Annotated in this window: 23 protein-coding genes; 12 read left to right on the forward strand and 11 right to left on the reverse strand. The window is 51.6% G+C overall.

The features are described 5' to 3' along the window. Positions 1-35: 35 nt before the first annotated feature. Positions 36-656 carry a LysR substrate-binding domain-containing protein gene (locus tag PsWM33_RS01730; protein WP_208994350.1) on the reverse strand — a complete coding sequence of 207 codons (621 nt, stop codon included), beginning with the start codon at positions 654-656 and terminating at the stop codon, positions 36-38. A gap of 277 nt (positions 657-933) precedes the next feature. On the opposite strand from PsWM33_RS01730, the gene blaPSV reads away from it, so the two are divergent. Beyond that, positions 934-1,788: a PSV family class A beta-lactamase gene (gene blaPSV / locus PsWM33_RS01735; RefSeq protein WP_063299045.1), complete on the forward strand. Its 855-nt coding sequence runs from the start codon at positions 934-936 to the stop codon at positions 1,786-1,788. A 58-nt stretch (positions 1,789-1,846) separates the two neighbouring features. On the opposite strand, the gene PsWM33_RS01740 is transcribed toward blaPSV, so the two are convergent. Beyond that, positions 1,847-3,361 (reverse strand): alkaline phosphatase family protein, encoded by a 1,515-nt coding sequence (locus PsWM33_RS01740; protein ID WP_063299014.1) that lies wholly within the window; start codon positions 3,359-3,361, stop codon positions 1,847-1,849. Positions 3,362-3,575: 214 nt separating this feature from the next. Between PsWM33_RS01740 and PsWM33_RS01745 the strand changes: the two genes are divergently transcribed. From PsWM33_RS01745 to PsWM33_RS01775, 7 genes are all read left to right on the forward strand, one after another. After that, positions 3,576-4,349, forward strand: a complete 774-nt coding sequence (locus PsWM33_RS01745; RefSeq protein WP_063299015.1) for a DeoR/GlpR family DNA-binding transcription regulator — start codon at positions 3,576-3,578, stop codon at positions 4,347-4,349. Between the two features lie 214 nt (positions 4,350-4,563). Further along, positions 4,564-5,403 (forward strand): EamA family transporter, encoded by an 840-nt coding sequence (locus tag PsWM33_RS01750; RefSeq protein WP_193778349.1) that lies wholly within the window; start codon positions 4,564-4,566, stop codon positions 5,401-5,403. A 204-nt stretch (positions 5,404-5,607) separates the two neighbouring features. Further along, positions 5,608-6,504 (forward strand): LysR family transcriptional regulator, encoded by an 897-nt coding sequence (locus PsWM33_RS01755; RefSeq protein WP_057463682.1) that lies wholly within the window; start codon positions 5,608-5,610, stop codon positions 6,502-6,504. A gap of 104 nt (positions 6,505-6,608) precedes the next feature. Further along, a complete protein-coding gene (locus PsWM33_RS01760; RefSeq protein ID WP_057463683.1) occupies positions 6,609-7,085 on the forward strand; it encodes a formate dehydrogenase subunit gamma in 477 nt (158 codons plus the stop codon). Continuing rightward, on the forward strand, positions 7,085-8,641 hold the full coding sequence (locus PsWM33_RS01765) for a formate dehydrogenase beta subunit (protein WP_063289342.1): 1,557 nt from the start codon (positions 7,085-7,087) through the stop codon (positions 8,639-8,641). Before PsWM33_RS01760 ends, PsWM33_RS01765 begins: the two co-directional genes overlap by 1 nt. A gap of 4 nt (positions 8,642-8,645) precedes the next feature. Beyond that, positions 8,646-11,516 (forward strand): formate dehydrogenase subunit alpha, encoded by a 2,871-nt coding sequence (gene fdhF / locus PsWM33_RS01770; protein WP_063299017.1) that lies wholly within the window; start codon positions 8,646-8,648, stop codon positions 11,514-11,516. A 103-nt stretch (positions 11,517-11,619) separates the two neighbouring features. Further along, positions 11,620-11,838 carry a formate dehydrogenase subunit delta gene (locus PsWM33_RS01775; RefSeq protein WP_057463687.1) on the forward strand — a complete coding sequence of 73 codons (219 nt, stop codon included), beginning with the start codon at positions 11,620-11,622 and terminating at the stop codon, positions 11,836-11,838. A 78-nt stretch (positions 11,839-11,916) separates the two neighbouring features. Here PsWM33_RS01775 and PsWM33_RS01780 read toward each other — a convergent pair whose 3' ends face one another. The 3 genes from PsWM33_RS01780 to PsWM33_RS01790 form a co-directional block, all read right to left on the reverse strand. Continuing rightward, a complete protein-coding gene (locus PsWM33_RS01780) occupies positions 11,917-12,714 on the reverse strand; it encodes an enoyl-CoA hydratase-related protein (protein ID WP_063299018.1) in 798 nt (265 codons plus the stop codon). A gap of 73 nt (positions 12,715-12,787) precedes the next feature. Further along, complete coding sequence (locus tag PsWM33_RS01785) at positions 12,788-13,639, reverse strand: carbon-nitrogen hydrolase family protein (RefSeq protein ID WP_063299019.1); 852 nt, start codon at positions 13,637-13,639, stop codon at positions 12,788-12,790. A gap of 24 nt (positions 13,640-13,663) precedes the next feature. After that, the gene (locus tag PsWM33_RS01790) at positions 13,664-14,542 is read right to left on the reverse strand and encodes a MurR/RpiR family transcriptional regulator (protein WP_057463690.1); all 879 of its coding nucleotides are present in this window, start codon (positions 14,540-14,542) and stop codon (positions 13,664-13,666) included. Positions 14,543-15,146: 604 nt separating this feature from the next. Here PsWM33_RS01790 and dctP point away from each other — a divergent pair. The 4 genes from dctP to PsWM33_RS01815 all read left to right on the forward strand — a co-directional run bounded on the left by dctP (position 15,147) and on the right by PsWM33_RS01815 (position 19,915). Then, a complete protein-coding gene (gene dctP / locus PsWM33_RS01800; protein ID WP_063299021.1) occupies positions 15,147-16,181 on the forward strand; it encodes a TRAP transporter substrate-binding protein DctP in 1,035 nt (344 codons plus the stop codon). Positions 16,182-16,266: 85 nt separating this feature from the next. Then, on the forward strand, positions 16,267-16,869 hold the full coding sequence (locus PsWM33_RS01805) for a TRAP transporter small permease (RefSeq protein WP_063297695.1): 603 nt from the start codon (positions 16,267-16,269) through the stop codon (positions 16,867-16,869). After that, on the forward strand, positions 16,866-18,155 hold the full coding sequence (locus PsWM33_RS01810) for a TRAP transporter large permease (RefSeq protein ID WP_063297694.1): 1,290 nt from the start codon (positions 16,866-16,868) through the stop codon (positions 18,153-18,155). Before PsWM33_RS01805 ends, PsWM33_RS01810 begins: the two co-directional genes overlap by 4 nt. A 395-nt stretch (positions 18,156-18,550) precedes the next feature. Continuing rightward, complete coding sequence (locus PsWM33_RS01815; RefSeq protein ID WP_063299022.1) at positions 18,551-19,915, forward strand: TolC family outer membrane protein; 1,365 nt, start codon at positions 18,551-18,553, stop codon at positions 19,913-19,915. Between the two features lie 131 nt (positions 19,916-20,046). Here PsWM33_RS01815 and PsWM33_RS01820 read toward each other — a convergent pair whose 3' ends face one another. From PsWM33_RS01820 to PsWM33_RS01845, 6 genes are all read right to left on the reverse strand, one after another. Continuing rightward, positions 20,047-22,272, reverse strand: a complete 2,226-nt coding sequence (locus tag PsWM33_RS01820) for an FHA domain-containing protein (protein ID WP_063299023.1) — start codon at positions 22,270-22,272, stop codon at positions 20,047-20,049. A 180-nt stretch (positions 22,273-22,452) separates the two neighbouring features. After that, entirely contained in the window at positions 22,453-22,743 is a 291-nt protein-coding gene (locus PsWM33_RS01825; RefSeq protein WP_063297691.1) for a hypothetical protein, read from the reverse strand. Between the two features lie 25 nt (positions 22,744-22,768). Then, the gene (locus tag PsWM33_RS01830; RefSeq protein WP_063297690.1) at positions 22,769-23,008 is read right to left on the reverse strand and encodes an EscE/YscE/SsaE family type III secretion system needle protein co-chaperone; all 240 of its coding nucleotides are present in this window, start codon (positions 23,006-23,008) and stop codon (positions 22,769-22,771) included. Between the two features lie 34 nt (positions 23,009-23,042). Next, complete coding sequence (locus tag PsWM33_RS01835) at positions 23,043-23,828, reverse strand: Crp/Fnr family transcriptional regulator (RefSeq protein ID WP_063297689.1); 786 nt, start codon at positions 23,826-23,828, stop codon at positions 23,043-23,045. Positions 23,829-24,200: 372 nt separating this feature from the next. Next, a complete protein-coding gene (locus PsWM33_RS01840; protein ID WP_063299024.1) occupies positions 24,201-24,575 on the reverse strand; it encodes a hypothetical protein in 375 nt (124 codons plus the stop codon). A gap of 65 nt (positions 24,576-24,640) precedes the next feature. After that, entirely contained in the window at positions 24,641-25,930 is a 1,290-nt protein-coding gene (locus tag PsWM33_RS01845; RefSeq protein WP_063299025.1) for an HrpJ domain-containing protein, read from the reverse strand. Positions 25,931-25,953: the final 23 nt, after the last annotated feature.

Below are 25,953 nucleotides of genomic sequence, written 5' to 3' on the forward strand. Positions count from 1 at the left end.
TAACTATAGGCGTGGACCACTTCAAAGGGGGAGGCTCACGTTGATGCGTTTTGGAACCATAATTCCCATTCATCTGAACGGTAGGACCGGAAAAGAATGTGCTTGGTGAGATCTTGAGGAGTTTTAAGGGACGCTCCAATATCTGGTGAGCACAAGGGAGTTAAAGGTGTTGTAAGCAATGGTGTCGCTTGCAGACCAGGCCAGAGACCTTCTCCAAATCGTATCGCAATATCAAGGCCTTCTTTCGCTATATCGACGCGGTTGTTGTTGGTGAACAGGCGCAGGTTCACACCGGGGTGTTTTTGCTGAAAATCTGGCAGGCGCTCTATGAGGTAGCCAGTTGCAAAGGTGGTCACAACGCCCACATTGAGAGTTTCCTGATAGCGACCATCAAGGAAACGATCGAGGACATTTCCGATCCTGTCGAAGCTTTGGGTGAGGATGGGGTGTAGGACTGTGCCTTCATCGGTGAGGACCAGACCTTTTGGTGTGCGGTGGAAAAGAGATGTACCGAGCAGTTCTTCCAGCGCGATAAGTTGATGACTTACAGCGGCTTGTGTGACTCTCAGCTCGATCGCAGCGCGGGTAAAACTGCCTTGCCGGGCGGCGACTTCGAAGGCGCGGAGGGCGTTGAGGGGGATGTTTGGTCGGTCCATGCCTATTAGTTTTTCTAATATTTGTGTCGAGAATTAGTCGTTTGTGGCTCTACCTAAAAGTGTTTAGGTCTGAGGATGCATCTGATTATACCGGTGCCCACCACATGAAATTTCTAGCTTAAGCGCTGGTTTTGGCGAATTTATGCTGCTGAGTGTTCTGCTTTGCGGCAGGGGTTGCACTGTACTTGTTTCATGAAATTTATTTGTTGATGGGGCCGCTGCTTGTCATGAAAGGAATTGGAGAATGTTGCGTTTTTTAGAGGAAAGCTGCGTTCCTATGAGACGGTTTGCATGTGCGTTGGCCTTCACGTTGAGCTTGCCTTTGGTCAGTGAGGCTGGGCCACTGATGGACACAGTCGGTCAGTTGGAGACTGAGGTTGGAGGGCGCATTGGTGTGGTGCTGCGCCATACCGGTTCTGACTGGACCGTTGAGCATCGGGCGGATGAGCGGTTTCCTATGGCCAGCACGTTTAAGGCATTGCTCTGCGGAGCCGTTTTAAGCCGTGTTGATCGCGGTGAAGAGAACCTTGGTGATCTTGTCACTTACAAGGCAACCGAGCTTGTCTCTTATTCTCCTGTTACGGAGAACCATGTGGCTTCAGGAATGAGTGTTGGCCAGCTGTGTGAAGCGACGGTCACCATGAGCGATAACAGTGCTGCAAACTTGCTTTTGAAACGCGTTGATGGGCCGGAAGGGCTGACCAGATTCTTACGTGGGCTTGGTGATCGGGTGACGCGTCTGGACCGGAATGAGCCAGCTATGAACGAAGCCAGGCACGGAGATCCCCGTGATACTACTTCGCCTTCTGCTGTGCTCAAGACATTGGACAGGTTGCTGTTTGAGGATGTGTTGCTTCCGTCTTCCCGCGCACAGCTGCAGCAGTGGATGGTGGATGACAAGGTTGCGGATGAGTTGATCCGAAAGCATCTGCCGAAGGGCTGGCGCATTGCAGACAAGAGCGGTGGAGGTCAGAATGGTTCGCGTGGGATTATCAGTGTTATCTGGCCGGATGCAGGAGCACCATATTTGGCTTCGGTTTATATGATGGGCAGTGATGCGAGTTTTAGGCAGCGCAATGCGGTGATCGCTGAGATTGGTAAGGCGATGATTGAGGAGATTAAACAGCGTTGATCAGCTGCTGTCTGTTTGTGGTGAAAAACGGGGCATGGTGTGATGCCCCGTTCCTGGGTCAGTGTTTCGGGCCGTCTGTGGTGATCATCCAGTTGGACAGGGTCTTGTCCATGTTCTTCATACGATGGCGGAGGAGTTCGCGGGTCATACGTGCCAGTGTTAGAGCATGCTCTGGCTTTTGCGTCAGATTTTCCATTTCACCTTTGCCCTTAGCATCAAACAGCATGGGGGGCAGATCTGCTGCAAACTCCACAAGTGTGAAACGCTCATCGCGCAAGATGCTCAGGCAGGAGTTGTCCAGTTTGGTTCCAAGCTGTTGCTGCCAGAGTGTTGGCTGTAACGGGTCAGCGAAGTCCAGCTCTGACATGGAGACCGTGCGCCAGTTCTCAGGTGTTTCACCTTGGAGGAACGGGAGCAGGGACTTGCCATCCACGGAGCCTGGAACATCCTGCCCGACCCATTCCAGAATGGTTGGCATGATATCGATGGACTCGGTGATCTTTGAGACCTGCGTTCCGTGCTCTCCGTCTGGCATGCGGATGATGAGAGGGGTGTGGTAGGCCGCATCATAAACGGTCATTTTCCCCCAGCTGTGATGGTCGCCCAGCATTTCGCCATGGTCAGCTGTGATTATCACCATGGTATCGTCGTACTGTCCTGTGTCTTTGAGGAACTGCACAACACGGCCTACATGGTGATCCACTTCTGTGGCTAGCCCGAGATAGATTGCGCGCAGGGTACGGATGTTCTCGTCTGTTGGTTCCAGATCCGGGAAGCCCTCAACAAAGCTGGCTGCGCTGTTGTTTTGCATGACCGGGGTGAAGAACGGATGTTGGGCCTGCTCGTCTTCTGCGCTTTCCAGTCGCTCTGGGAGCGGCAGGTTTTGCGGATCGTACATGTCGTTATACGGGGCAGGGGCGACGAGCGGAGGATGCGGACGAATGTAGGTAAGATGCGCGAACCAGCTTTGCTGACTGTAGGCTGGCATTGTCTTGAGGAAGGCATCTGTTAGAAACGCCGTGTCGCTGTCTTCAGCTGCATAGAGCGCAGGATCGTTGAGGCGTGGGGCTTTGCCTTTGGGTGAGATGGGCTTGTAGACGTCCCAGTACTTCTCAAATTTATACCCCTGGTTCATGAGGTGAGACTGCCATGGATAGGACATATCCATGCGCATCTCCGTTATCTCATGGAAGCCGTTCATCGGGTATTCGTAGGTTCTGACTGCTGGGTCGTTCGGATGGAAGGCACGGGGATCCTGTGAGGTGTCCGTGTATCCAAACAGCATGGGCAGATAGCCCGCCTTGCGCATTTGCGTTGCGATGTTGGGCGTGTCGTGCCTCAGCGGTGTGCCATTGCGCACGGAACGATGGTTCATGGCGTATTGCCCTGTCAGCAGTGACGCTCTGGAGGGGCCGCATGGATTGGTGACGGAGAAGTGACGTGTAAAGGTGACGCTCTCTTCCATGAACGCGCGTAGGTTTGGCAGGTTTACGTGTTTGCCAAGTTCACCGAACACACAATCCGCGCGCAGCTGGTCGATGATGATAAAAAGCACATTGCGTTTGTTTTGCATGTTCCTGATCCCCCAAAGCCACAGGTGTGGCGCAGTCCGACAGACCGTTACTCCGGCAATATGAAAGAGAGATGTAACTGTGGTCGTTTGCCAGCAAATAATCCACAGCTACACACAAATTCCAACATAAATCGACATATGTGTTGGAATTTGACTGTAATTGTGGAGTAAGGCAGTCACAGAACGTGATTATCCGCGCAAACGTGAGGGGCAGATGTCTCATAGCCACCGCGAACTGGAACTGTTGGAAGTTTTAAAACGACTTGGCGGATCGGCACGCAATGCTGATCTGGCTAAGGCACTGGATGTTTCTGAAGAAACTGTGCGCCGGACGGTGAAGTCTTTGTCGATGACTTCAGACCTTGAGCGGGTGCGTGGCGGGGCCTATCTGGCGAGCTCGCAAAATGATCCAAGCTTCTTTCGCCGTATTTCACAGCGAACCAATGAAAAACGGCTGATCGCCGCTGTTGTGTGTGATGTGGTTGAAGATGGCATGACCGTTTATTTGGATGTCGGCTCCACCACGGCATATGTGGCGGAAGACCTGAGATTGCGTAGGAACCTGACGGTGGTCACAAACTCCATTGGTGTTGCGCAGACACTGGTGAATGTGAACGGCAACCGCGTGCATTTGCTTGGTGGTGAAATGCAGGTCAATGACCGGGGAACCTTTGGTCACGACACCTATTGTCAGGTACAGCGGTTCGCGCTTGATATGGCCATCTTCAGCCTTGATGCGGTCTCTGCCAGCAAGGGGTTTCTCTATCAAAGTAGTGTTGAATCCCAACTGAGTGCTGCCATTGCAGAGAAAGCGGATCAGGTGCTGGTTGCGTTTGATCATGGCAAGCTGAGTGAGACAGCACCGTATGTAGGACCGGACCCACGACAGGTGGATTATGTGGTGACCGACAGCCCGCTTGACGAACCGTTTGTGACTGCCTTTGCGGACTGGGGCATTCAAAGCTTCATAGCCTCCCGAAAAAGCTGAGTTGAAACAAGACTACCCGCCTGTGATCTGCTTAAAGCGGCACGCAGGCAATCAGATGCAGAAATCGAAAACCTTCGAAATTACAGCATTTTAAAAGATAGATAAAACAAGATGGAAGCCGGTTATCTGGTGTTGCGAGGTCAGTCGCAGATCGGATGATGGAGCTTTTTTAAAGCTGCCGGGCAGGCTTCCACACTACGAATGGTTTTGATTGATGAGCCTATCCATCATAATGATAATCCTTGCAGCAGCACTGTTGCATGCGATCTGGAATGCGATTGTTAAAACAGCGGGTGACCGTACACTTACTCTCGGACTTGTGGCGTTTGGGCATATGATCCCGGCAGGTGTCATGATCATGATCCTGCCTTTGCCTGCACCTGAGAGTTTTGGCTATGTGGCGCTCTCCACCTGCATTCACTTTGTCTACTACTACACGCTGGGGCAGGCGTACCGTCATGGGGACCTGAGTGTGGTCTATCCCATCGCACGCGGTATTGTCCCGGCTCTGGTTTCCTTATGGGCCATGCTGTTTGTGGGCGAAGTGCTGCCGTTTTGGGCGTGGTTTGGCATTGGCTTGATCGGGTTTGGTATTCAGATGTCCAGCTGGTCTGCCTTGCGGCAAGGTGTTGGCGGTGCGGCGCTTGGGTTCGCGGTTGCCACAGGTGTTTGTATCTCCGCTTACTCGCTGGTTGACGGTGTTGGTGTCCGGCTTTCTGGCAACACGTTGAGTTACTGGGCGTGGGGTGCGTTTTTGCAGGTCTTTATCGCAGCCTTCATTGGTGTGCGGCGGTGGTCTGTTTTGCCAAGCCTTTCCAGGAGAACATGGGCACTGGGCCTGACGGGCGGTCTTGTCTCCATGATTGCTTATGGTCTGGTGCTTTACGCCAAAAACTTTGCACCGCTGGGCGCTGTCTCAGCTTTGCGCGAAACCTCCGTCATTTTTGCCGCCTTAATCGGTTTTGTCGTCCTGGGCGAAGGCAACTGGGTGCGCCGCATGCTGGCCGCCATATTCATGGTCGCTGGTGTAAGCTTCATCGGTATGAACGTCTGATTGCAGAGTTTATCCAAACCGCGCCGTGTTCTTGATGTTCCGCGTTATCGTTCTTGCTCTGAATATGCTAGTTCATTTCAGAGCTAAGAAAAAACATCTAAGGGATTGCTTGTAGGAGGATATGAGCAATCCCGAGCGGTATTGGCCTGACAGACTGGTACTTGCTGATGGATGGTGTTGCGGGAACGTTTGCGAGGATAACCCATGATCGATAAGCTGGAGATGTTTATTGCGTTGGCGCGTGAGAAGCATTTTGGGAAGGCGGCGGACGAGTGTGGTGTGACGCAACCGACGCTTTCGGCCAACATCAAACATCTTGAAGAACAGCTTGGCGCTCTGCTGGTTTTGCGTGGCTCGCGTTTTCAGGGCCTGACGCCAGAAGGGGAGCGGGTGCTGGAATGGGCCCGCAAGCTTGTGGCTGATACGCGGACCATGAAGCAGGAGCTGAAGGCGGTCAGTGATGGTCAATCGGGTACGTTGCGGATTGCCTCCATCCCCACAGCTCTGACCTATGTTCCTGAACTCACCACATGCTTTAGCGAGGAAAACCCGGGCGTTGATTTTGCGGTGTTCTCGCGTCCGTCCTCTGAGATTCTGGCGCAGCTGGAAAATCTGGAAATTGATGTGGGGCTGACCTATCTGGACAACGAGCCTTTGGGGCGGGTTTTACAAATTCCTCTTTATCGGGAGCGCTACTGCTTTGTAGTGGCTGAAGGTGGGCCGCTTTCTGGCCGCGAGCATGCCACGCTGGAGGATGTGAGCAGGGTCCCGTTGTGTTTGCTGACCAGTGACATGCAATGCCGGCGTATCATCAACAATATCCTGCATGATGTTGATGTGGTGGCAAAGCCTGTGCTGCAGTCAGATTCCATCATGTGCCTGCTGGCGCATGTGCGTACCGGGCGGTGGGGGACGATTATCCCGCAGGCTGTGGCGCAGACAATTGCCTCTGATCATCTTGAGATCATCCCGATCTCTGATCCTTATGCCAGTATTATGGTTGGATTGATTGCGACGCAGCGTGAGCCTCGTGCGCCGCTTTTGGACATTTTTTTGAAGAGAATTACTAGAATTTCGCAGGGCAAAGAGCTCTCTACGTGATTTCCTTGATAGGGATGTGCAATCGCCCAACGGATATATCATATTGATTGCCTGCGACATATTGTGCCAACACGAAGCATTGACGTGCGAGGAGGGAGGATTTTATGGCCTTGCAGACGCAATCGCAGGATATAGAAAAAGAAACGGCCGCGATTATTGATGTCCACGAACATCAGGAAGGGCCGCTCCTGCCAATCCTGCACGATGTGCAGGGGAAATTTGGTTATGTTCCCGAGGATGCGCTTTTAAAGATCGCAGATCGGTTGAACCTGAGCCGTGCTGAAGTGCATGGCACAATGAGTTTTTACCCCGACTTTCGTACAGAACCTGCCGGACGCCACGTGTTGAAGGTTTGCCGTGCAGAAGCCTGCCAGTCGATGGGCGGCGAAAAGCTTGCAGATGACATTCAAAGAGACCTTGGCATCAAATGGCACGAAACCACGCCTGATGGGAAGGTGACGCTGGAGCCGGTCTATTGCCTTGGCCTGTGCTCGTGTGCACCAGCTGCCATGATGGATGGCAACCTGCATGGCCGCCTTGATGAAGAGGCTGTGCTGAAGCTTGTTGAGGAGGTGAAGTGATGGGGGCTGTCCTTTACGTTCCTTGCGACGCTGCTGCTTTGGCGGTTGGCGCTGACCGTGTTGCTGAGACGCTGGCGGAAGAGCTGCGCGCGCGCGGTGTGGATGCGACAATCATCCGTAACGGATCTCGCGGTATGCACTGGCTGGAGCCGTTGGTTGAGATTGAAACCGAGCAGGGCCGGATAGCCTATGGTCCGGTGAAGCCATCTGATGTAGCCGGACTGCTGGATGCGGGCCTGCTGGATGGTGGTGACCATCCTTTGTGTCATGGGTTGACCGAAGAGATGCCTTATCTGAAGCGACAGACGCGTTTGACGTTCTCTCGCTGTGGCATCACTGATCCGCTTTCTCTTGAACATTACGAGATGCATCACGGTTTTCTTGGCCTGAAGCGTGCGCTTGAGATGACGCCTGCGGAGATTGTGCAGGACGTGACCGACAGTGGTCTGCGTGGCCGCGGTGGCGCTGGTTTTCCGACAGGTATCAAATGGAACACTGTGCTGAAGGCGCAAGGTGCGCAGAAATATATCGTCTGTAATGCAGATGAAGGTGACAGTGGTACGTTTTCTGACCGGATGATCATGGAGGGCGATCCGTTCGTTCTCATCGAAGGCATGACCATTGCCGGGATCGCGGTTGGTGCGACTAAGGGATACATCTACACCCGTTCTGAATACCCGCATGCGGTTGCGATTATGCAGGACGCGATCAAGATTGCGCGCAAAGCCGGTATTCTCGGAGCTTCCGTGATGGGCTCTGATCATGCGTTTGATATGGAAGTGCGTGAAGGGGCTGGTGCTTATGTGTGCGGTGAGGAAACCTCGCTGCTCAACAGCCTTGAAGGCAAACGCGGTATTGTGCGGGCGAAACCTCCGCTTCCGGCGATTGAAGGCCTGTTTGGCTGCCCGACTGTGGTCAACAACGTGATGTCGCTGGCGTCTGTGCCGATCATCATGGATCGCGGCGCACGGTTCTACCGAGATTATGGTGTTGGCTACTCCCACGGGACTATCCCGATCCAGTTGACTGGCAACATTAAGAACAGCGGGTTGTTTGAGACGGCTTTCGGTTTGACACTGAACGAGCTGATTTACGATATCGGTGGCGGCACCTTGAGCGGTCGTCCGGTGAAGGCTGTTCAGGTTGGTGGTCCGCTGGGCGCTTATTTCCCGCCGTCTTTGTTTGACACGATCTTTGATTATGAGGCGTTTATTGAGCGTAATGGCATGATTGGCCATGCGGGGATCGTGGTGTTTGACGATACGGTCGATATGCTCAAGCAGGCACGTTTTGCTATGGAGTTCTGCGCCATTGAGAGCTGCGGCAAGTGTACGCCGTGCCGTATTGGGTCTGTGCGCGGTGTGGAAGTGCTGGACCGGATTGCCGAAGGGGATCAGCCGGAGCAGCAAGTGGAGTTGCTGACTGACCTTTGCGATACGATGAAAATGGGCTCGCTGTGTGCTCTTGGCGGGTTTGCACCTTATCCTGTGATGAGTTCTCTGACGCATTTTCCGCAGGATTTTCATGTAAAGCCATTAACGGACGCGGCGGAGTGAACCCATGACCCTGATTAAAGAAACAGACTTTGGTACTCCTCAATCGACCGCTGAAAAGACTGTCACTATCACCGTTGATGGTTTTGATGTGAACGTGCCTGAAGGAACCTCTGTGATGCGGGCTTCCATGGAAGCTGGTATTCAGGTTCCCAAATTGTGCGCGACGGATATGGTTGACGCCTTTGGTTCCTGCCGCCTGTGTCTGGTGGAGATTGAAGGCCGCCGCGGAACGCCTGCCTCCTGTACCACGCTGGTGGAAGAGGGGATGCAGGTTCGCACCCAGACAGATCGCCTTAAGGGCCTGCGCCGTGGTGTGATGGAGCTTTACATCTCTGATCACCCGCTGGATTGCTTAACCTGCGCTGCCAATGGTGACTGTGAGCTGCAGGACATGGCCGGAGCGGTTGGTCTGCGCGATGTGCGCTATGGCGCTGATGCGCAGAACCACTTTAAAATGCGTGATGGCGGCGGTGAGGTGAATGCCTGCTGGAAGCCAAAGGACGAGAGCAATCCTTATTTCACCTATGACCCTGCCAAGTGCATTGTCTGCTCGCGCTGTGTGCGGGCCTGTGAGGAAGTGCAGGGTACGTTTGCGCTGACCATTACCGGGCGCGGCTTTGACTCTTGCGTGACCGCCGGCATGTCTGAGAGTTTTCTCGATTCTGAGTGTGTGTCCTGCGGTGCCTGTGTGCAGGCGTGTCCGACAGGGACGCTTCAGGAAAAGTCCGTGATCGATATCGGACAGCCGGAACGTTCTGTTGTGACGACCTGCGCTTACTGTGGTGTTGGCTGTTCCTTCAAGGCAGAGATGCGCGGTGATGAGCTGGTGCGCATGGTGCCGTATAAGGATGGCAAGGCGAACCGTGGTCATTCCTGCGTGAAAGGCCGCTTTGCTTATGGCTATGCGGCGCATCAGGACCGTATCCTCAACCCGATGGTTCGTGAGAGCGTTGATCTGCCATGGCGGGAAGTTTCCTGGGATGAAGCCCTGAGCTTTGCGGCGAACAAGATGAAGGGCATTCAGCAGCAGTACGGCAAAGAGTCTGTTGGTGTGATCACGTCCTCTCGCTGTACCAATGAAGAGACTTTCCTCGTTCAGAAGCTGACACGAGCCGTGTTTGAGAACAACAACACGGACACTTGCGCACGCGTATGTCATTCACCAACCGGTTATGGCCTTGGTCAGACGTTTGGCACCTCTGCGGGGACGCAGGACTTTGACAGTGTTGAGCATTCCGATGTGGTGCTGGTGATCGGGGCAAACCCGACAGACGGGCATCCGGTGTTTGGCTCTCGTTTGAAGAAGCGTTTGCGTCAGGGCGCAAAGCTGATCGTGATTGATCCGCGCCGGACTGATCTGGTGAAGTCTCCGCATATCAAGGCCTCGCACCATCTGGCGCTGCGTCCGGGAACGAACGTTGCCATTGTGACTGCGATGGCACATGTGATCGTGACTGAAGGTTTGTTCGATGAGGCTTTCATTCGTGAACGCTGTGATATGGATGAGTTTCAGGACTACGTTGAGTTCGTCTCCAACCCAGCCAACAGCCCGGAAGCTGCTGAGTTGCTGACGGGTGTTCCTGCTGAGGAAGTACGCGGGGCGGCACGGCTTTATGCGCGCGGCGGGAATGGTGCGATCTACTACGGTCTTGGCGTGACGGAACACAGTCAGGGGTCCACGACTGTTATCGGCATTGCGAACCTTGCCATGCTGACTGGTAACATCGGCAAGAAAGGCGTTGGTGTTAACCCGCTGCGTGGTCAGAACAACGTGCAGGGCTCCTGTGATATGGGGTCGTTCCCGCATGAACTGCCGGGCTATCGCCATGTGAAGAATGCTGATGCGCGCGATATTTATGAGCAGATCTGGGGTGTGACCATCTCTGACGAGCCGGGCTTGCGTATTCCGAATATGCTGGATGCAGCTGTTGAGGGAACGTTCAAGGGCATCTACGTGCAGGGTGAGGACATCTTGCAGTCTGATCCTGATACGAAGCACGTTGCTGCTGGTCTTGCTGCCATGGAATGTGTGATCGTTCATGATCTGTTTTTGAATGAGACCGCGAACTATGCGCATGTGTTCCTGCCAGGTTCCACCTTCCTTGAGAAGGATGGCACCTTCACCAATGCTGAGCGGCGTATCAACCGCGTACGCAAAGTGATGGCACCGCGCAATGGCTATGCGGATTGGGAAGTGACCCAGCTGCTTGCAAATGCCATGGGAGCAAACTGGACTTACACTCATCCTTCTCAGATCATGGAGGAGATTGCGGCAACCACTCCAAGCTTTGCCAATGTGACCTACGACCTTCTGGAGGAGCAGGGCTCTGTTCAGTGGCCTTGTAATGAGGAAATGCCGGAAGGCACGCCAACCATGCATCTGGACGGGTTTGTGCGTGGCAAAGGCCGTTTCATTCGGACCGACTATGTTGCGACGGATGAGAAGACCGGTCCACGCTTCCCGCTGCTTTTGACCACGGGCCGCATTCTGAGCCAGTACAATGTTGGCGCTCAGACACGGCGTACAGACAATGTAGTTTGGCATGAGGAAGATGTGCTGGAGATTCATCCGCATGATGCAGAAGTGCGCGGCATTAAAGATGGTGACTGGCTTAAGCTTATGAGCCGTTCTGGCGAAACCAGCTTGCGGGCGAATGTGACGGATCGCGTTTCAACAGGTGTTGTTTACACCACGTTCCACCATCCGGCGACACAGGCAAACGTGGTGACGACCGACTATTCTGATTGGGCGACGAACTGTCCGGAATACAAAGTGACGGCGGTTCAGGTTTCTCTTTCCAACGGTCAGACAGACTGGCAGGAAGAGTATCAGGAACATGCCGCTCGGTCTCGCCGGATTGAAACTGCGGAATAAGTGTATTTGACGCTGGGCTGCATAAGTGTCCTCTGATTTCAGAGAGGCTTGTGCAGTCTGCGCGCAATGGAACTGAGAGTTTAAAAGGGAGGAGAGCTCGGGTATGGCACCAGAAAAGCTCACCTACATGGCAAACCAGATCGCTGGTTTCTTCAAGCATAAGCCGCATGAAGAGGCGGTTGCAGGTATTGCCGATCACATCAACGATTTTTGGGAGCCGCGGATGCGGCTGCAACTGTTTGATATTGTGAAAGATGGCGGAGAGGGGCTCAATCCGCTGGTCTTGGAAGCGGAGCCTTCCATTCGCAGGCCTGCGAAGTAAGTCATTTCTTGTTTGTTGGATGAGCGCTGTACGCTGCCGGGTATCCGCCAGTATGCAGCGCTCTTCTCGTTTTGGTGCCTATTTCATCTTTTCCATAAAGGCGAGCACAGCTTCCAGATGTTCGGGCTCATTGTGGCTCATGCCCTGAAAGCACGCGGACAGGTCGAGGAAGTCTTTTAGCTCAGTGCGCTGGGCCATCTTCAGCAGGCGTTTGGTGAGGCGCGTGGCCTTTGGGGGCTGAGAGGCGAACTGCTGAGCCATCTTGCTGGCTTCTGCCATGAGGTCGTCTGGCTCGTACACATCCAACACAAGGCCGTATTCCTTGGCTTGCTGGGCGTTGATAACACGTCCTGACAGGGTAAGCTCTGCTGCGCGCTGGTAGCCGATTAAGCGCTGCATGAACCATGCGCCGCCATCGCCGGGGATGATGCCAAGGTTCAGGAAGGTCTCTCCGAACTTGGCTTTGGTGGAAGCCAGGCGGATGTCGCGCATGTTGGCAAGGTCAAAGCCCGCTCCGATGGCAGGACCATTGACGGCTGCAATGATCGGCACTTCTACATTTTGCAGGGCGAGAGGAATGCGCTGGATGCCGCGTCTGTAGTGGTTCTCCACCTCAGCCACATTGCCAGCAAAGTCACCGCCGCGTTCTGCCATGTCTTTGATGTTGCCACCTGAGGAGAAGGCTGAGCCTGCACCCGTCAGAAGTAGAACTGAGACATCAGGGCAGATATTGACCCATTCCGCCGTTGTCACGATGTCGTCAATCAGCGCAGAGCCGGTGAGGGCGTTGCGCAGGTCATGACGGTTCATGGTGAGTGTGGCAACGCGGTTTTCAAGCGTAAGCGTTGCGTCCGTAAGCTTTGGCAGATCTGTCATGGCGTGTTTCCCCTCCAGAAAGTTGTTTTGTTGCAAACGATACTAGAGGGAAAACTGATGGGAATAGAGCTAGCTATTGGTTGAGCAGCTCAGGTTCCTGATGCTTAAGTTGGGAGTAGTCTTCCAGCAAATCCTTGCGGAATGTGTAGTCTTCGCGCGCTTGATCAATCACAGCCGTATCCAGCTCAAAGCCCTCAAAATGCTCGTTGGTTTGAGGGAAGATTGTGCGTGGTGTGTTCTCATCTGTCCAGGAAGGACAGAACGTGGAATTACCGAAGTTCTCGCCAGCGCGATTGAGGCTGAGGAAGAAGATCTGGCTTTCCAGAGCGCGGGTGACCACGAAGTCGTGCCAGCTGAAGAAGCTTTCATCCCGGGCATACGCGCCGCTGTGCAGGATCAGGTCAACGCCGTGTTGCAGGGCCAGTGTGCGGCTGAGTTCAGGGATGCGGATATCGTAGCAGATGATTGGTGCAACCTTTATGCCCTTTACGGAAAATGAGAAAAGGTGGTCGCCTTTCTCGAAGTATTCCTTCTCCATAGATGCGCCATACTGGCAAATGTGGAGCTTATCGTAGCAGCCAATGACAGCTCCGTCCGGCCCGACAGCGACCTGAGAGATCTTATAGTGATCCTCTTCTTTGCGCGGCATGCCGAAGACGATTGTGGTGTTGTGCTGTTTTGCCAAAGCGCCAAATGCTTTGACGGAGGGGCCGTTCAGGTCTTCTGCCAGCACGCCGAGTTCAGCGAAGGCAGCTCTGGAGTAATCAACGGTCGAAAGCTCAGGTAGAACAACCAGGTCATGTGTCTTTACAGTGAGTTGCTGATGCAACTTGGTGGTCACGGAGCGCACATGTGCGTCTCGCTGGTCTGCTGTGGTCATCGCAGGAATGTTGATCTGACCGGCAAGGAGACTGAGCTTTGTCATAGGGTATTCCGAGTTCTTATTGGTTTATTGGTCTGGCCAGTATTCGCCGAGTTCATTGCGGCAGCGCTCCAGCCTTGTGATGTTGTCGATGACGACCTGCCCGCTATCTGCCACCAATAAGCCAAGGATCATTTCCAGAAGGGCCGCAGTGGCGACGTAACTTTCAAAGAAATGCGGGCTTTGAACAGGTGTGAGCAGGAGGTCGGTTGAATAAGTGGCAAGAGGAGATGTTCTGGTATCGGTGATGCCGACGACCGTTGCACCCACTTCATACGCCCGTTTTGCAACGAGTACAGTGTCAGCAGCGCATGGGTTCAGGGAGATTGCGACGACAACGTCATCGGCGTTGATGTACTCAACCTGATCTGCGATTTCGCCATTCTTGCGATTGATGAGCCGCCAGTTGCGAAAGCACATGGAGGCAACATAGTGCAAGTAATTTGCGAGTGAGTGGGATGCATGCATACCAACAACAACCACGTTCCGGGCGGTGGCCAGTGACGAGACGATTTGTTGGAGGTGATCCCGGTCGACGGTGTCGAACAAGTGCTTCAGATTGCCAAGAGCTGCGCTTTTGAAACTTTGCAAAGAGGCTTCAATATCTGAGGTTCCATGTGTGGCCTGTAGCTCTCCGGCTCGGGATGGGTAGTTGGAGGAAAAATCCTCGAACCCGCCGCGATAGACATCACGCAGGGCATTGTAGGTTCCAAACTCAAGAGATTTTGCAAGTCTGTTCATGGTGGGAGGAGGGACGTCTGCACGGGCTGCAACCTGACGCATGGACAGGGTGGCAACATCACTTGGATATTCCAAGACATAAGCCGCGCTCTTTTTGAGCTGCTTGCTTAGATTTGGATAGGCTTTCGTGAGTTGATCAACCGTCTCCTGGTAGCTTTTCGTCATAGTTTCCCCTCCCAAACGAATCATTGTTTTAAATTTTTTGGTGCAAATGGATCAAATGTATCAGCCACTCAAAATTCTCGATTTTTGCGTGTAGCGTTTCTGCATCTTCGATGTTCCTCTCGATTTTTGACCGATATTGAATTGATATATCAGTGTCTTTTTTTGATGCAGAAAATTGCTGCCGCCATTTGGTTTGCCTAAAACCCTATAATTTGAAGAGCTTTCCGCCCAAAATTTCTTCAAATTCAGTAGATATGACTAGTTCATAAGGTGACAAATGGTCAATAGTGAAAAAAATATGGATCATTTGAATTATATCTAGTATGTTTCCCGAGTTAGTAAAAGTATGCATGTGAAACGCACTGCGCTTTATTGCCAGTTCTTCGCATCTATTCGGCACAAGGGGATAAGCACTTACAGGGACATCACTCATCAAGAGCAATGAAAGATGTTTCTGATCGCGGCCCCTGAGCTGTAGCAATCTAAAAATCTTGAGTGACACGATTTGACGCAAGTCGCATGTGTTGCGAGAGGCATAATCGGCCATCCGGGAGCCAATGATAAGCAATAGATGCGTATCTGGATGGTTATTAGGGAGACAAGAATGAACAAACCTAGCCTTAAAACTGTATCAAAGGGTTTCCGTCGCGTATTGAGCGTAGGTGCAGCAAGTGCAATTGCTTTGACACTGGCGTCCTCCGTATACGCTGCTGATCTGCGTCTGAAAATCGCTGGTACGGTACCTGTCGATCACGAAGGCACCAAAATGCTGAAGCAGATCGAAAAGGAAATTGAGGCTGCTGATGTTGGCCTGAAAGTTTCTGTCTTCCCTGCAAGCCAGCTCGGTTCCGGTGAGTCTCTGGTTGAAGACACCATCCGCGGTAACGTGGACTTTGTGATGGCGTTCATCTACTCCCACAAAGATCCAGTGCTCGACATCATGTCCATGCCATACCTGTTCACCAGCTGGGATGATCTGGAAAACGTGATGTTGAACCCAGATTCTGAGTACAACAAGATCATCAATGAGCGTCTTGAGAACCTCGGTCTGAAGCTGTTCAACCACAACCCTGAAGGTTTTGTTGGTGTTGTTGCGAACAAAAAGCCTGAAGACTACACAGGCTTTGGCGACAAAGGCATGAACATCCGTGTCTGGTCTTCTGCTGTTGTTAAAGACATGGCAGAAACTCTGGGCTACAACACCACCACCATGGCTTGGGGTGATATGTTCCCTGCAATGCAGTCCGGTATTGTTGACGGCACCTTGTGCTGCACCAAACAGGCTGCTTACACCATCTTCGCAAAGTCCAATGTTGGTAAGTACTTCGTAGAGTACAACGCGATCTCTGAAATCAACTCTTTCTATGGTTCTCTGAAAACCTGGAACAAGATGAATGATGAGCAGAAAGCTGTTGTGAAAGCTGCGTTTGATAAAGCTTCCAAGCAGTACTTCCAGTTCAACAAAGAGAACGATGCGAACTTCAAGCAGAAACTCGTAGAATCCGGTTATGAAGTCCTGAGCTTCACCCCTGAGCAGGAAAAAGTTCTTGCTGAGCGTGTACGCGAAAAAGTTTGGCCTGCAATGGCTGAAGTTGTTGGTCAGGACACCATTGACCGTCTGAAGAAAGACTTCCAATAAGCCCTTCTCTTCAAGGCCGGCGCATACCCTGCGCCGGCCTTTTCTATGACTTATTTGGTTTCAAGAAACGAAGGGCAAATATCAGATGAGTATTCTGACGAGCGAACTTCCAAGGCCAGTGGCTAAACCGCTGAACGGCGTCATTAAACTGATGAACTTCATGATTACAGCCGGCGGTGTAATCATGGCGCTCACATTTTTTATGGTTGTGATTGTCCGTTATGGTTTTGGTGGCAACCTTTTTGCCTATGAAGAATGGCTGATGACTGTCAGCTTCTGGATGTTCTTCATGGCTGCTGCTGTCGCCTCAGCACGCAAAGAGCATGTCAACGCAGACGTGCTTGGCTTTCTGATCAAAAACCCGCGCGTCATATGGTGGCGTGAGGTGACTGTAGAAATCATTGAAATTGGCGTTTTGAGTGCGGTCACGTATTGGGGCTGGCTCATGCTTGAGGAAGAACTTGCCTCCTACCCAATGTGGCAGACGACCGTTGCGCTGAAGATTCCATTCTTTGCGCCTCGATTAGCTATTTTCCTGGGCTTCCTGTTCATGACCATGTTCGCCGTGCTGCATTTTTATCTGCTGCTGCGAAACGGTCCCAAATGGCCGGAACGGGAACCCCGCGAAATTGCGGAAAACGTACACCCTGAAGAAGAACCAATAAAAGCTCAAGGGGCAGCGCAATGATTATTGTTGGGTCAATTGCCATTCTATGCGGCCTTTTGCTGCTTGGTGTAAGCGTACACCTAGCATTTGGCGCAATTCTTATTTTCCTTGCCTATATGGGCGGCCATGATGTTGCCGGTTATCTACCAACCGGCCATTGGAAAATGAACAATGTGGTTCTGCTGGCTATTCCGTTGTTCATCATTGCTGGTGGCATTATGGAAAAGGGACGTATTGCTGCGCCTCTTGTCAGCATGGCAGAGCTGTTTGTCGGGCACATCAAAGGTGGTTTGTCTGCTGCGACAGTGCTTGCGTCCGGTGTATTCGGTTCAATTTCCGGAAGTGCAAACGCGACACTGACTTGCATTGGTGGCATCATGATGCCGCATCTGCGCAAAGCTAACTATCCTGAAGGACAGTCTGCTGCGCTGATCGTCAGCGCTGCACCCCTTGGATTGTTGATCCCACCAAGTGCTTCTCACATCTTGTATGCCTGGGTCGCACAGCAGTCCGTGTTACGCGCATTCCTCTCCACCGTCATTCCTGGTTTGATCCTCATTACGCTTTTGATCATTGTAAACCAGGTGATGCTGCGCAAGCATAAAGACATCAATCTGGAAAAGCGTCCAGATGACTTCAATTACGAATTTAAGCGTCGCGGCCTGAAAGCGTTTCCTGCATTGATGATGCCTGTCATCATCCTCGGCGGGATCTATGGTGGCATCATGACACCAACGGAGGCCGCTGGCGTTGCTGTTGTTTATGCGATCCCTGTTGCGATCTACGTTTACCGTGGCCTGACCTGGAAAACCTTCCGTGAAACCATTTTGAACTCAGGTATCACCATTGGTGTTGTTATGGCGATGATCTTCATGGTGTTGATCGTGAGCCGCTTCCTGATTTTTGAAGACATCCCGGCGATTGCAGAGGAGTTTGTCTACTCCGTCTCTGAAGATCCAATCATGATCTTGCTGATGGTGAATCTGGTGATGATCATCATCGGTATGTTGATGGATGATATCTCCGGTATCCTGCTTTCAACGCCGCTGCTGCTTCCAATCGTGCAGGGCGTTGGTATGGACCCGATCCATTTTGCGGCTGTTTTGGGTGTGAACCTGGGCATGGCGAACATTACGCCACCGACTGCTCCACTGCTGTATCTGGGATCCAAGGTGACGGATACCTCGGTTGACAAGATGCTGAAGCCGACGCTGATGTTCATCTTCTTTGCATGGTTGCCGACACTGGTGCTGACCACGTTCATTCCGCAGCTGGCTCTGTACATTCCAAACCTGCTGCTGAACTAAGCGCTTTGCAAATGATGCAGATTTTAAAGAGGCGGATGTTGAGGCATCTGCCTCTTTTTTTGTGAGGGAGACTTTATGAAAATTGAGGGGGGATAGACGTGGACTAATATAGAACCAGTCCTAACAACTGAAATTTAAACTAATCCTTAACTGTCTTAAGTGGCTGCAATAAAAGTTTATTGTCTGTTCAAAAGCGATTTCTACAAGTTCAACTACACGTTTTGAGGGTGTGACTTACTTTGTCTGGAAAGGTACTAGATGAAATATTCTAGTTTAATTTACCTAATAATATTTACTTTCCAGTTCAGCCAATAATCCTCGTTTTGTGAGTGAGATGCTGTCTTTGGCCGCTATAGAAGTGTCGCCAAAGTGGAAAAGTCATTGGGGTGTAGGCAATGCATTTTCGAGGTACTTCTGTTGCACTGTTCATGTGCGCGTTGGGGGTGACGTCTGCTCATTCTGCGTCTTTACGCGATACAGTTGAAACCGCCGTTCTCACTAATCCAGACATTGTAGAGTTCGCTGCAAACAGAAGGGTACGTGATCAGGAATTGCGTGCTTCTCAAAGTGCGTTCATGCTGAAGTTGAGTGTGAATGCTTCTTTTGGTGCGGAGCGCTTGCGCAGGGCACAATCCAACACCACTGAGCAATGGCGTGGAGCCAAGCAGGTGAGTGTTGAAGCAGAGCAGCTGTTGTTTGACGGCTTTGGCTCAGTGAATGAGATCTATCGCCAGAGCGCCCGTGTTGATGGTGCTGCTCTGCGTGTTCTGGAACGCTCTGAAGCGATTGCACTTGATGCTGTTGAAGCCTATGTCGATGTTGTGCGCCATCAGAAGATTCTGAACAAATCCAAAGAGAACACCGCTCTTCACCAGCGTCTCGCGCGCGAAGTGAAAGAACGTTACGATGGTGGTGAAACTGGTGCTGCTGATCTTGCTCAGGTGCAGGAACGCGTTGCCGCCACTCGCATGATTACAGCAAGCGTGCGTAAGTCATTGCTGGATGCAATGGCGAAGTATCGCCGCGTCGTTGGTGTTGCTCCGAGCAATTTGGGTGCTGTTTCTGCTGCAAACTCAGCTGCTGCAAAGAGTTTGTCTTCTGCACTTGCCATGTCCCGCCAGAGTAATCCGCTGATTTTGTCGGCTGAGGCTGACACGGACGCTGCTGGTTTTGCGGTTGAGCAGAGCAACTCCTCCTTCATGCCACGAGTTACTCTGAATGGTTCTGCCAATTTCGGAGATGACCTGAATGGTTATGAAGGACGTAGTGATGACTACCGCATCATGGTTCGCCTGAGATGGAACCTTTACAATGGCGGTTATGATAGTGCGATGCGTGGCCGTGCGGTTGAACAGCATGCAGAAGCACAGGCACGTGTTGATCGTATGCGCCGCGAAACTGATGAAGCTGTTGAGCAAGCATGGGCGTCTGTTCAAACAACACGCGAGCGCATCTCCGCTCTGCGTCAAACCGTTTCTGCCAACCAGCGTGTTGTGAGCGGCTACCGTCAGGAATACAACATTGGTCAGCGCTCATTGCTGGATGTGCTGAACGCTGAAAACGCGTTGTTTAACAGCCGCATCGATCTGATTTCTGCAGAATATATTCTGAAGTTCTCTACCTATCAGCTGCAAGGTACCACCGGTAACCTGCTGGCGATGTTCAACATCACTCCACCAGCTGAATCAAGAGCGGACCGCCGCGGGAACACATCGATCTTCCCTCAAGCTGCGGGTTTCCAGATTGAACCACTTCGTTAAAGTGGTGCTGGATGATGATGGCTCTTACAGTCAAGTAGACGTTGTGGCCTAAGAAAAAGCCGGGTCTCATATGAGACCCGGCTTTTCGTATGTTTGTACAGTAAGTGCTCTACTGTTTGTTGAGCGATGGCTTACTGCCTCGCGTTTGCTTCGCGGACGACCCAGGCTGTCTGATCGCCATATATCGCGACAGAGTATCCTTCATACTCGCGGATCAAAGCACCCAGCTCGCCAACGGCAAGGAGGCGGCTGCTTTGGTCGATGGACTGGCCGATTTTGTAGCGTTTGTTTTCGCTGTTCAAAACATAACGCTCGCCGATCAGGCTCGCTCCGGTGACAGTCAGAGACGGAGATGAGAGGTCCCGCGTCAGGAAGCGGATGAAACCAGGGTTTCGTAAGCTCTCTCTGATGAAGTTGGAGTAGGGGATCAAATCAATGTTGTTGCTTTTTTCTGATCTGATCAGGCAGTCGCGTGTTGCAGCTGGATTGACTGCAGCTTCCAGAATGTAGCGCTGGCGTTCCTCAGGAAACGTTGTGAGAGCGAGGCTTTCGCTGCTGCTCAGGATATCAAGCCACAGTACAGTCACAGGGATCTGTGAGACTGGTACTGAAAGGTTTTCAGAGCAGAGAGGTCCCTCAGAGGGCGGCGTTACAAGCAAGGGCAGGAAGTTCTTTTTTAGCTCTTCAGGTATCAAGCCTTTGGCCTTCGCGGATTCCATCCAAGCAAGGAACACGACTTCAGCTGCTTCGTTAAGCTCAGGATCGTCCAGAGCGACGTTTTGGAACCGGACATCTGCTTTACTTTGAGAGATTACGTCCTGTTGCTTTTCGCTTTTAGCTTCCAGCTTCCCGTTTGTCGTTTGCTGGCCTGCATCTGTTGCTTCTAATACAGTTGGCTGACCGGTTGGTGACGTTGATGCCTGAGCAGATGCAATGCCGATGCTGCTTAGCAAACGTTCAGTTGCTTTTTGAAGCGGCGTTGCGGGTGCTTCAGGACTAGTTTTGCGTTGTCCTGCCGCATTGCTTTTGGCGAGGCGGCTTGAGGACTTTTGATTTGGTTGATTAGGTACAAAACCGTCTTGCTGTTTGATTGCCCGCGCCAATTCCAACACTTTGGTTTGGCGCTCTTCTACTGGTTCATTCGTGAGTGGATCAACAGCAGCAAGCAGGGGTTCAATACCACCATCGAAATTGGCCTTGAGATCTACGACCTGCCCGTTTTCCTGAACCAACTTGACGAGAGAGCGCAGCGGAATAAATGCGGCGTACTGCCTGGAGTAAGAGCGCAAGAAGCCAGACCAACGATCAATGTCCTGACTTGCGATGATACCGCTGACTTCAAGAGTTTCATCATCGAGCCGGAAAATGATGGTGTCATCAATCAAGGCGCGTTTTGCTAGCTTGCGCACATCCAGAAGATAATCATCAGCAGTTTTGATGTTTGATGTTATGCCAGAGATGCCATTCAACCCGCGTAAGTCCGCGATTAGCTGATCAGCAATTGTTTTATCGAGGACTGATCCGCTGAGGGTCAATTCCCCATCGTCTGCAAGTGCGAAGTCCACACTGGATCCACGAGATTGCAGATACCCGGCAATATCTTTTTTCAGTGTTTCGATGACGCGCACGCGCAAGCGGACAGGTACTTCAGTGCGTTCTACTGCCTCTGTGATTGCCCGGCGCTGAACAGGTTCGCTGACATAGCCTGTCAGATAGATCTGATCATCCACGTCCTGACGCAGGCTCAGTCTTTCTGCAAAGGGGAGATCTGCCAGAGCGATACGCACTGCATCAATGCCGCCATTAGGGAGGGCACTTGCTGTGCGAGGAGATATTTTGCCCGAGCCAACGAGGTAAAAACCACCAAGAACGACGGCGCTTGCAACTGTTGCAAAAGCTATGCGTTTGCGGTGTTTTGCAATTGGAGCAAATATCGCGTCAACGTGCTTTGCATTCTCGCCAAGGATTGAGTTTGCTGCAGAGTTCTCTGCTGTTTGCTCGTCATCTTCATGGGGAGCATTCAATGCTTTGCTTAGTGTTGCCCATTGAGCGTTTTTGGCGCCAAGTGCAATTTTGATGACACCAATGCTGATGACATCAAGAGGCTCAATCTCGACCCATTCGTCATTGCCACTACTTAGAGAGACACCGTTTTCTGTCCGGACATCTCCTGCCTTTGCAGAGATTTCGATTTTGTTGTCTTGCAGGCGTAGCTGCATATGGCTTGCGGCAACGCTCAGATCTGCCAGTTGCAAATCGTCGTTTCTGTCCGAACCAAGTGTATACTCACCCGGCTCGAGCATGACTTCCGCGCCAGCCTGTTGGCCTACAAGAATTTTGAGGATGAGTTTACCCATTCGCCGTCCCACCTAAACAAGCGCTGGAGTTCGCCAGATTGACTATTTGCCAAAAGCGAACTGGAAAATGCCATGGAATGTCAGCGTTCGGGAAGACCGAACCTGTCTCATGGACCTGAATATACAAAGGCTCTCTTCCACACTCGCTTTGGCCACCGGAAGAGAGCCTTTTAAAATGATTTAGGCAATGTTACGTGCGCAGGCTTTGACCATATCGGCGTGCGCCTTCACCATGCTGGTTCGTGTCTGACCCATGGTGGTGTAGGTGTTCACGAGCAGCTGTAGCGTGAACATCTTCTCTGTTTCTGCTAAGTTAGAGTCTTGAGCTTGAATGATCTTGGCATTGATCTTGTCCATCTCTGACTGAAAGCGCACGCTGATGTCGAGCGCGTTCATACCAGCTTTGTTTTCTAATGCTTTCTCAACGGTTGAAGTATACGGGGTATCTATACCTGTGACAAAACTGACCATTTGAAACTCCTGCTTTTACGCGGCTCTAATTCTGGACTGGAAATTTGCGCAGGACGTCCTGTGCTGCTGTGATGCCGTTTATCACTGTTTGAATACGTTGGTAGTCAACCTCAGTTTGAGGCTCATTGGACTTTTCACGTATCCAAGAGGAAAGAGCGTCCAATTTCTTTTCGAGTTTTTGGGCATGTTCTGAACCTTGCTGACTTTTTAAAGTCTCTTCCAGATCGGTGACATACATCTCGTTATTGGGGGTTTCGTCTTGCACGCGTTAGTCCTTTGTTGCAACGCTTACCAGCTTCTTAAAAGTTTGATTCATTATTGAGCAAGTTCCGCTCCAGCATTGTCCTATTCAGCACAGTGATAGAACGATCCTTAATTTTTATGATGCCAGCGCGCTCCCACTCTTTCAGGCGGCGGTTGATATTGCTGCGTGTTCCGCGCGCCATTGCACCCAGGTCACTCTGGGTAACGATTGCGCCAGAGATCACTGACTTGTCCTTTGGGTTATCGCCCGCAGGTGTGCCGATCGACTCAAGCAAGCTTAACAACGAATGTGCCAGGCGAGCTGAGAGGCTTGGCAGTGACAGGCAGCGTGTCGATTCGATGTAGGAGCGATAGTGTTTCGCTACAACTACAGCCAGCGCGCGACAGATCTCGGCACTCTGCTCGTTGATGACATGAAATGCAGAGCGTCTGATCTTGTGAACGACTACGTTTCCTAACGCGCAAGCTGTATCTGCGTGAACAGATCGCTGAAAGACACCTAATTCGCCGAAGCTTTGGCCTGCTGTGATGATGGCATAAAGGAAGGTAGATCCATCTTCGCGCAAGTGACTTAAGCGAACATGTCCACTCTCAATGATGTAAAGAAATTCAGCATCATCTTCCTGAAGATAGATGTTCTCGCCATTTGAATAGGTTTGGCGAATTGCTGATTGCTCTAAAGATGCACATAATTCATCATTCAGCTCTTGAAACAATGCTGCGTTTTCTTTCCAGCTGCTTTCACCTGAGGATGAGGTGCCAGTATTATGAGCTCTTGATGCGCCTCTACCCAGGCTTGCATCATATACTGCCTTTTCCATAGAAATGTACCGTGTCCTCTTACTTAAATAAGTGCAGCTATTTTAGAGGATGAAGATATACTGGTCTCCGCAGAGCAAATATACTTCGTCTTTTTTTTATTATACTCTACCAATATTCCACCCCAATCTCACTCGTACACAATTGCGAAGAATTGTGCTTCAGAACACGGACAAAACTATAATTGAGACAGCTAATAAGCGAGTCAAGTCTGGCTGTCATCATCTAACTTATATTTTAATGGATATTGACTGTATCCCTCGGGATTGTGATTTTAAGTGCGAAAAAGTCACGATTTCCCTCCGTAATGTGAACAAGTGTGAGACATTATAAGATTGAAACTGGTGTATACCTGCATGCACTGATTGTAGTTTTTATAGTGAACTCAATTCACCTATCAGATAATCGACCGTTTGCTCGAGTTTTGCAGGGCTAAGTTGTCCTGATTCGTAAAAAACCGCCAGATGTAACGTTCCATCTTTAGATTTCCCTGTATGCAGATTGGTTCCAATTTCAGGTTTGAAGCCAGCTCGGCTCAAAAGAGCTTCATTTGCTGAATTTTGGTCACCTGTTGTGGTTCGACCAAGGCTGACAACGACGCTGTTGCCACCTTCGACAGGGGTAAACGTCAGTTCACCGGATTGTGAAAGGAGGTAGGACAGACTTCCATCCATCTGCGGAGAAAAGGGGATCTTCATATTGTTTGCGAACGCTTCCAGGCTTGACTGGATGGCACTTGAAAACTGCATTCAATCCTCTCCTTTGTTCTTCCTTGGTTTCATGTTGCAGCAGCTATTGTAATAGCGATGACGGGTCAGTGAACAGTAGCTGACGCGGCGCTGACCTGGGCGGAGTTATCAACCGGCGTAGCGTCGGTTGCTGTTTGATATTGCTCTTCTTCCAGAATTGTCAGCTGCTCTGACAGCACCAGTAATGTCTCGAGTTGTTGATTGCGGATGTTCTCATTGGTGAGGATGGTGTCAGGAACCTCACGGTGCAATGCAAGCAGGTTGTTAGTGTAGTTCAACGATGCGCTGGCCCCAGCAGGGGCGAGTGGCGCAACAAGGCTTTGTGCGTCAGTAGGTGATGTCACTGCTTTGCCCAGATAATGGAACAGTGAGCTTACCAGCTTCTCTGTGCCCAGCTCTTCTACTACACGTGTGAACTCTGAGAAGCTGCGACCTGTCAGTTTGGTCGCGACATGCACGCCCTCATAGACGGTTCGCAGGCTCTTTAGTTTGCCCAGCTCGGTCAGGACCGCTTCCAGATGAGCAGGCTCATCATGTGTGTCAGCAATTTCCAGGCCCTGACTTGCGGCGGTTGTAAACAGATCCACAACATCATCAAATGAGGTGAGGGGTGAGCTTTCATTGCCGTTTACGTCGTGATGCATTGAATGCGTGCGTGCGATCAGGTCATTGAACTTATCGAAGATGATTCCGAAGTTTGCTTCACTGCGCAGCATGTCGCGGTAGTGCTCACGGATGACTGCAGGATCGGTTCCCAAATCCTCGGCTTTGTCGTGGGCAAGTTCCGCGACTGCAAAGCCTGCGCGCACGTCTCGACCAGTCTCACCGCTTTCCATGTACTCGCGGGCATTGAGCAGAGCGCCCAGAAGAGCATCATTTGCTCCTGTGGTCTCAAAATGCTCAATGGCGATCTGCAAGGCGGCATACTGGTGAGTTACGTCACCATCAAACTGCTGCAGAAAAGCGAACACGTCCTGAGGGCTGAGTTGTCCAGAACCTTCACCATTGGTGCTCTGATTGTGCTGATAATCCTGTAGCCGTTGAACTAAACCTTGCAGTTTATCCTGAGAGGGCATGTCAGGCAGCTTGTCGTAATAGTCGGCAATCCGCGTGATTGCTTCTATGTTAGCGCCTTGCCCTTGCCTTATTGAACGGCTTTCCAGTGATCTTTTGTCGAGGCGTGGGGATACAGCCTGGCCAATCTCTTCAGCAGCGTCCTTCAGTTTAGATGGAGTATTGAGCTGCATGACGCGCTCAGCGCGGCGCTGTCCTGTGGCTTCTGCAACCAGTGGAGCGCCAACCGGCGACTCAGCGTTGTGAGTGGCAATCGTTGATCTTAAGACCTCTAAGCTCATTGAAAAGTCCTCCGCTGATACTA

It is taken from the genome of Pseudovibrio sp. WM33 (assembly GCF_001623165.1).
GTDB lineage: Bacteria > Pseudomonadota > Alphaproteobacteria > Rhizobiales > Stappiaceae > Pseudovibrio.

Excerpts from the sequence above, each read along its gene's own strand:
- PsWM33_RS01730 (WP_208994350.1), bottom strand. The coding sequence starts at position 656 with ATGGACCGACCAAACATCCCCCTCAACGCCCTCCGCGCCTTCGAAGTC.
- blaPSV (WP_063299045.1), top strand. The coding sequence starts at position 934 with ATGAGACGGTTTGCATGTGCGTTGGCCTTCACGTTGAGCTTGCCTTTG.
- PsWM33_RS01740 (WP_063299014.1), bottom strand. The coding sequence starts at position 3,361 with ATGCAAAACAAACGCAATGTGCTTTTTATCATCATCGACCAGCTGCGC.
- PsWM33_RS01745 (WP_063299015.1), top strand. The coding sequence starts at position 3,576 with ATGTCTCATAGCCACCGCGAACTGGAACTGTTGGAAGTTTTAAAACGA.
- PsWM33_RS01750 (WP_193778349.1), top strand. The coding sequence starts at position 4,564 with ATGAGCCTATCCATCATAATGATAATCCTTGCAGCAGCACTGTTGCAT.
- PsWM33_RS01755 (WP_057463682.1), top strand. The coding sequence starts at position 5,608 with ATGATCGATAAGCTGGAGATGTTTATTGCGTTGGCGCGTGAGAAGCAT.
- PsWM33_RS01760 (WP_057463683.1), top strand. The coding sequence starts at position 6,609 with ATGGCCTTGCAGACGCAATCGCAGGATATAGAAAAAGAAACGGCCGCG.
- PsWM33_RS01765 (WP_063289342.1), top strand. The coding sequence starts at position 7,085 with ATGGGGGCTGTCCTTTACGTTCCTTGCGACGCTGCTGCTTTGGCGGTT.
- fdhF (WP_063299017.1), top strand. The coding sequence starts at position 8,646 with ATGACCCTGATTAAAGAAACAGACTTTGGTACTCCTCAATCGACCGCT.
- PsWM33_RS01775 (WP_057463687.1), top strand. The coding sequence starts at position 11,620 with ATGGCACCAGAAAAGCTCACCTACATGGCAAACCAGATCGCTGGTTTC.
- PsWM33_RS01780 (WP_063299018.1), bottom strand. The coding sequence starts at position 12,714 with ATGACAGATCTGCCAAAGCTTACGGACGCAACGCTTACGCTTGAAAAC.
- PsWM33_RS01785 (WP_063299019.1), bottom strand. The coding sequence starts at position 13,639 with ATGACAAAGCTCAGTCTCCTTGCCGGTCAGATCAACATTCCTGCGATG.
- PsWM33_RS01790 (WP_057463690.1), bottom strand. The coding sequence starts at position 14,542 with ATGACGAAAAGCTACCAGGAGACGGTTGATCAACTCACGAAAGCCTAT.
- dctP (WP_063299021.1), top strand. The coding sequence starts at position 15,147 with ATGAACAAACCTAGCCTTAAAACTGTATCAAAGGGTTTCCGTCGCGTA.
- PsWM33_RS01805 (WP_063297695.1), top strand. The coding sequence starts at position 16,267 with ATGAGTATTCTGACGAGCGAACTTCCAAGGCCAGTGGCTAAACCGCTG.
- PsWM33_RS01810 (WP_063297694.1), top strand. The coding sequence starts at position 16,866 with ATGATTATTGTTGGGTCAATTGCCATTCTATGCGGCCTTTTGCTGCTT.
- PsWM33_RS01815 (WP_063299022.1), top strand. The coding sequence starts at position 18,551 with ATGCATTTTCGAGGTACTTCTGTTGCACTGTTCATGTGCGCGTTGGGG.
- PsWM33_RS01820 (WP_063299023.1), bottom strand. The coding sequence starts at position 22,272 with ATGGGTAAACTCATCCTCAAAATTCTTGTAGGCCAACAGGCTGGCGCG.
- PsWM33_RS01825 (WP_063297691.1), bottom strand. The coding sequence starts at position 22,743 with ATGGTCAGTTTTGTCACAGGTATAGATACCCCGTATACTTCAACCGTT.
- PsWM33_RS01835 (WP_063297689.1), bottom strand. The coding sequence starts at position 23,828 with ATGGAAAAGGCAGTATATGATGCAAGCCTGGGTAGAGGCGCATCAAGA.
- PsWM33_RS01840 (WP_063299024.1), bottom strand. The coding sequence starts at position 24,575 with ATGCAGTTTTCAAGTGCCATCCAGTCAAGCCTGGAAGCGTTCGCAAAC.
- PsWM33_RS01845 (WP_063299025.1), bottom strand. The coding sequence starts at position 25,930 with ATGAGCTTAGAGGTCTTAAGATCAACGATTGCCACTCACAACGCTGAG.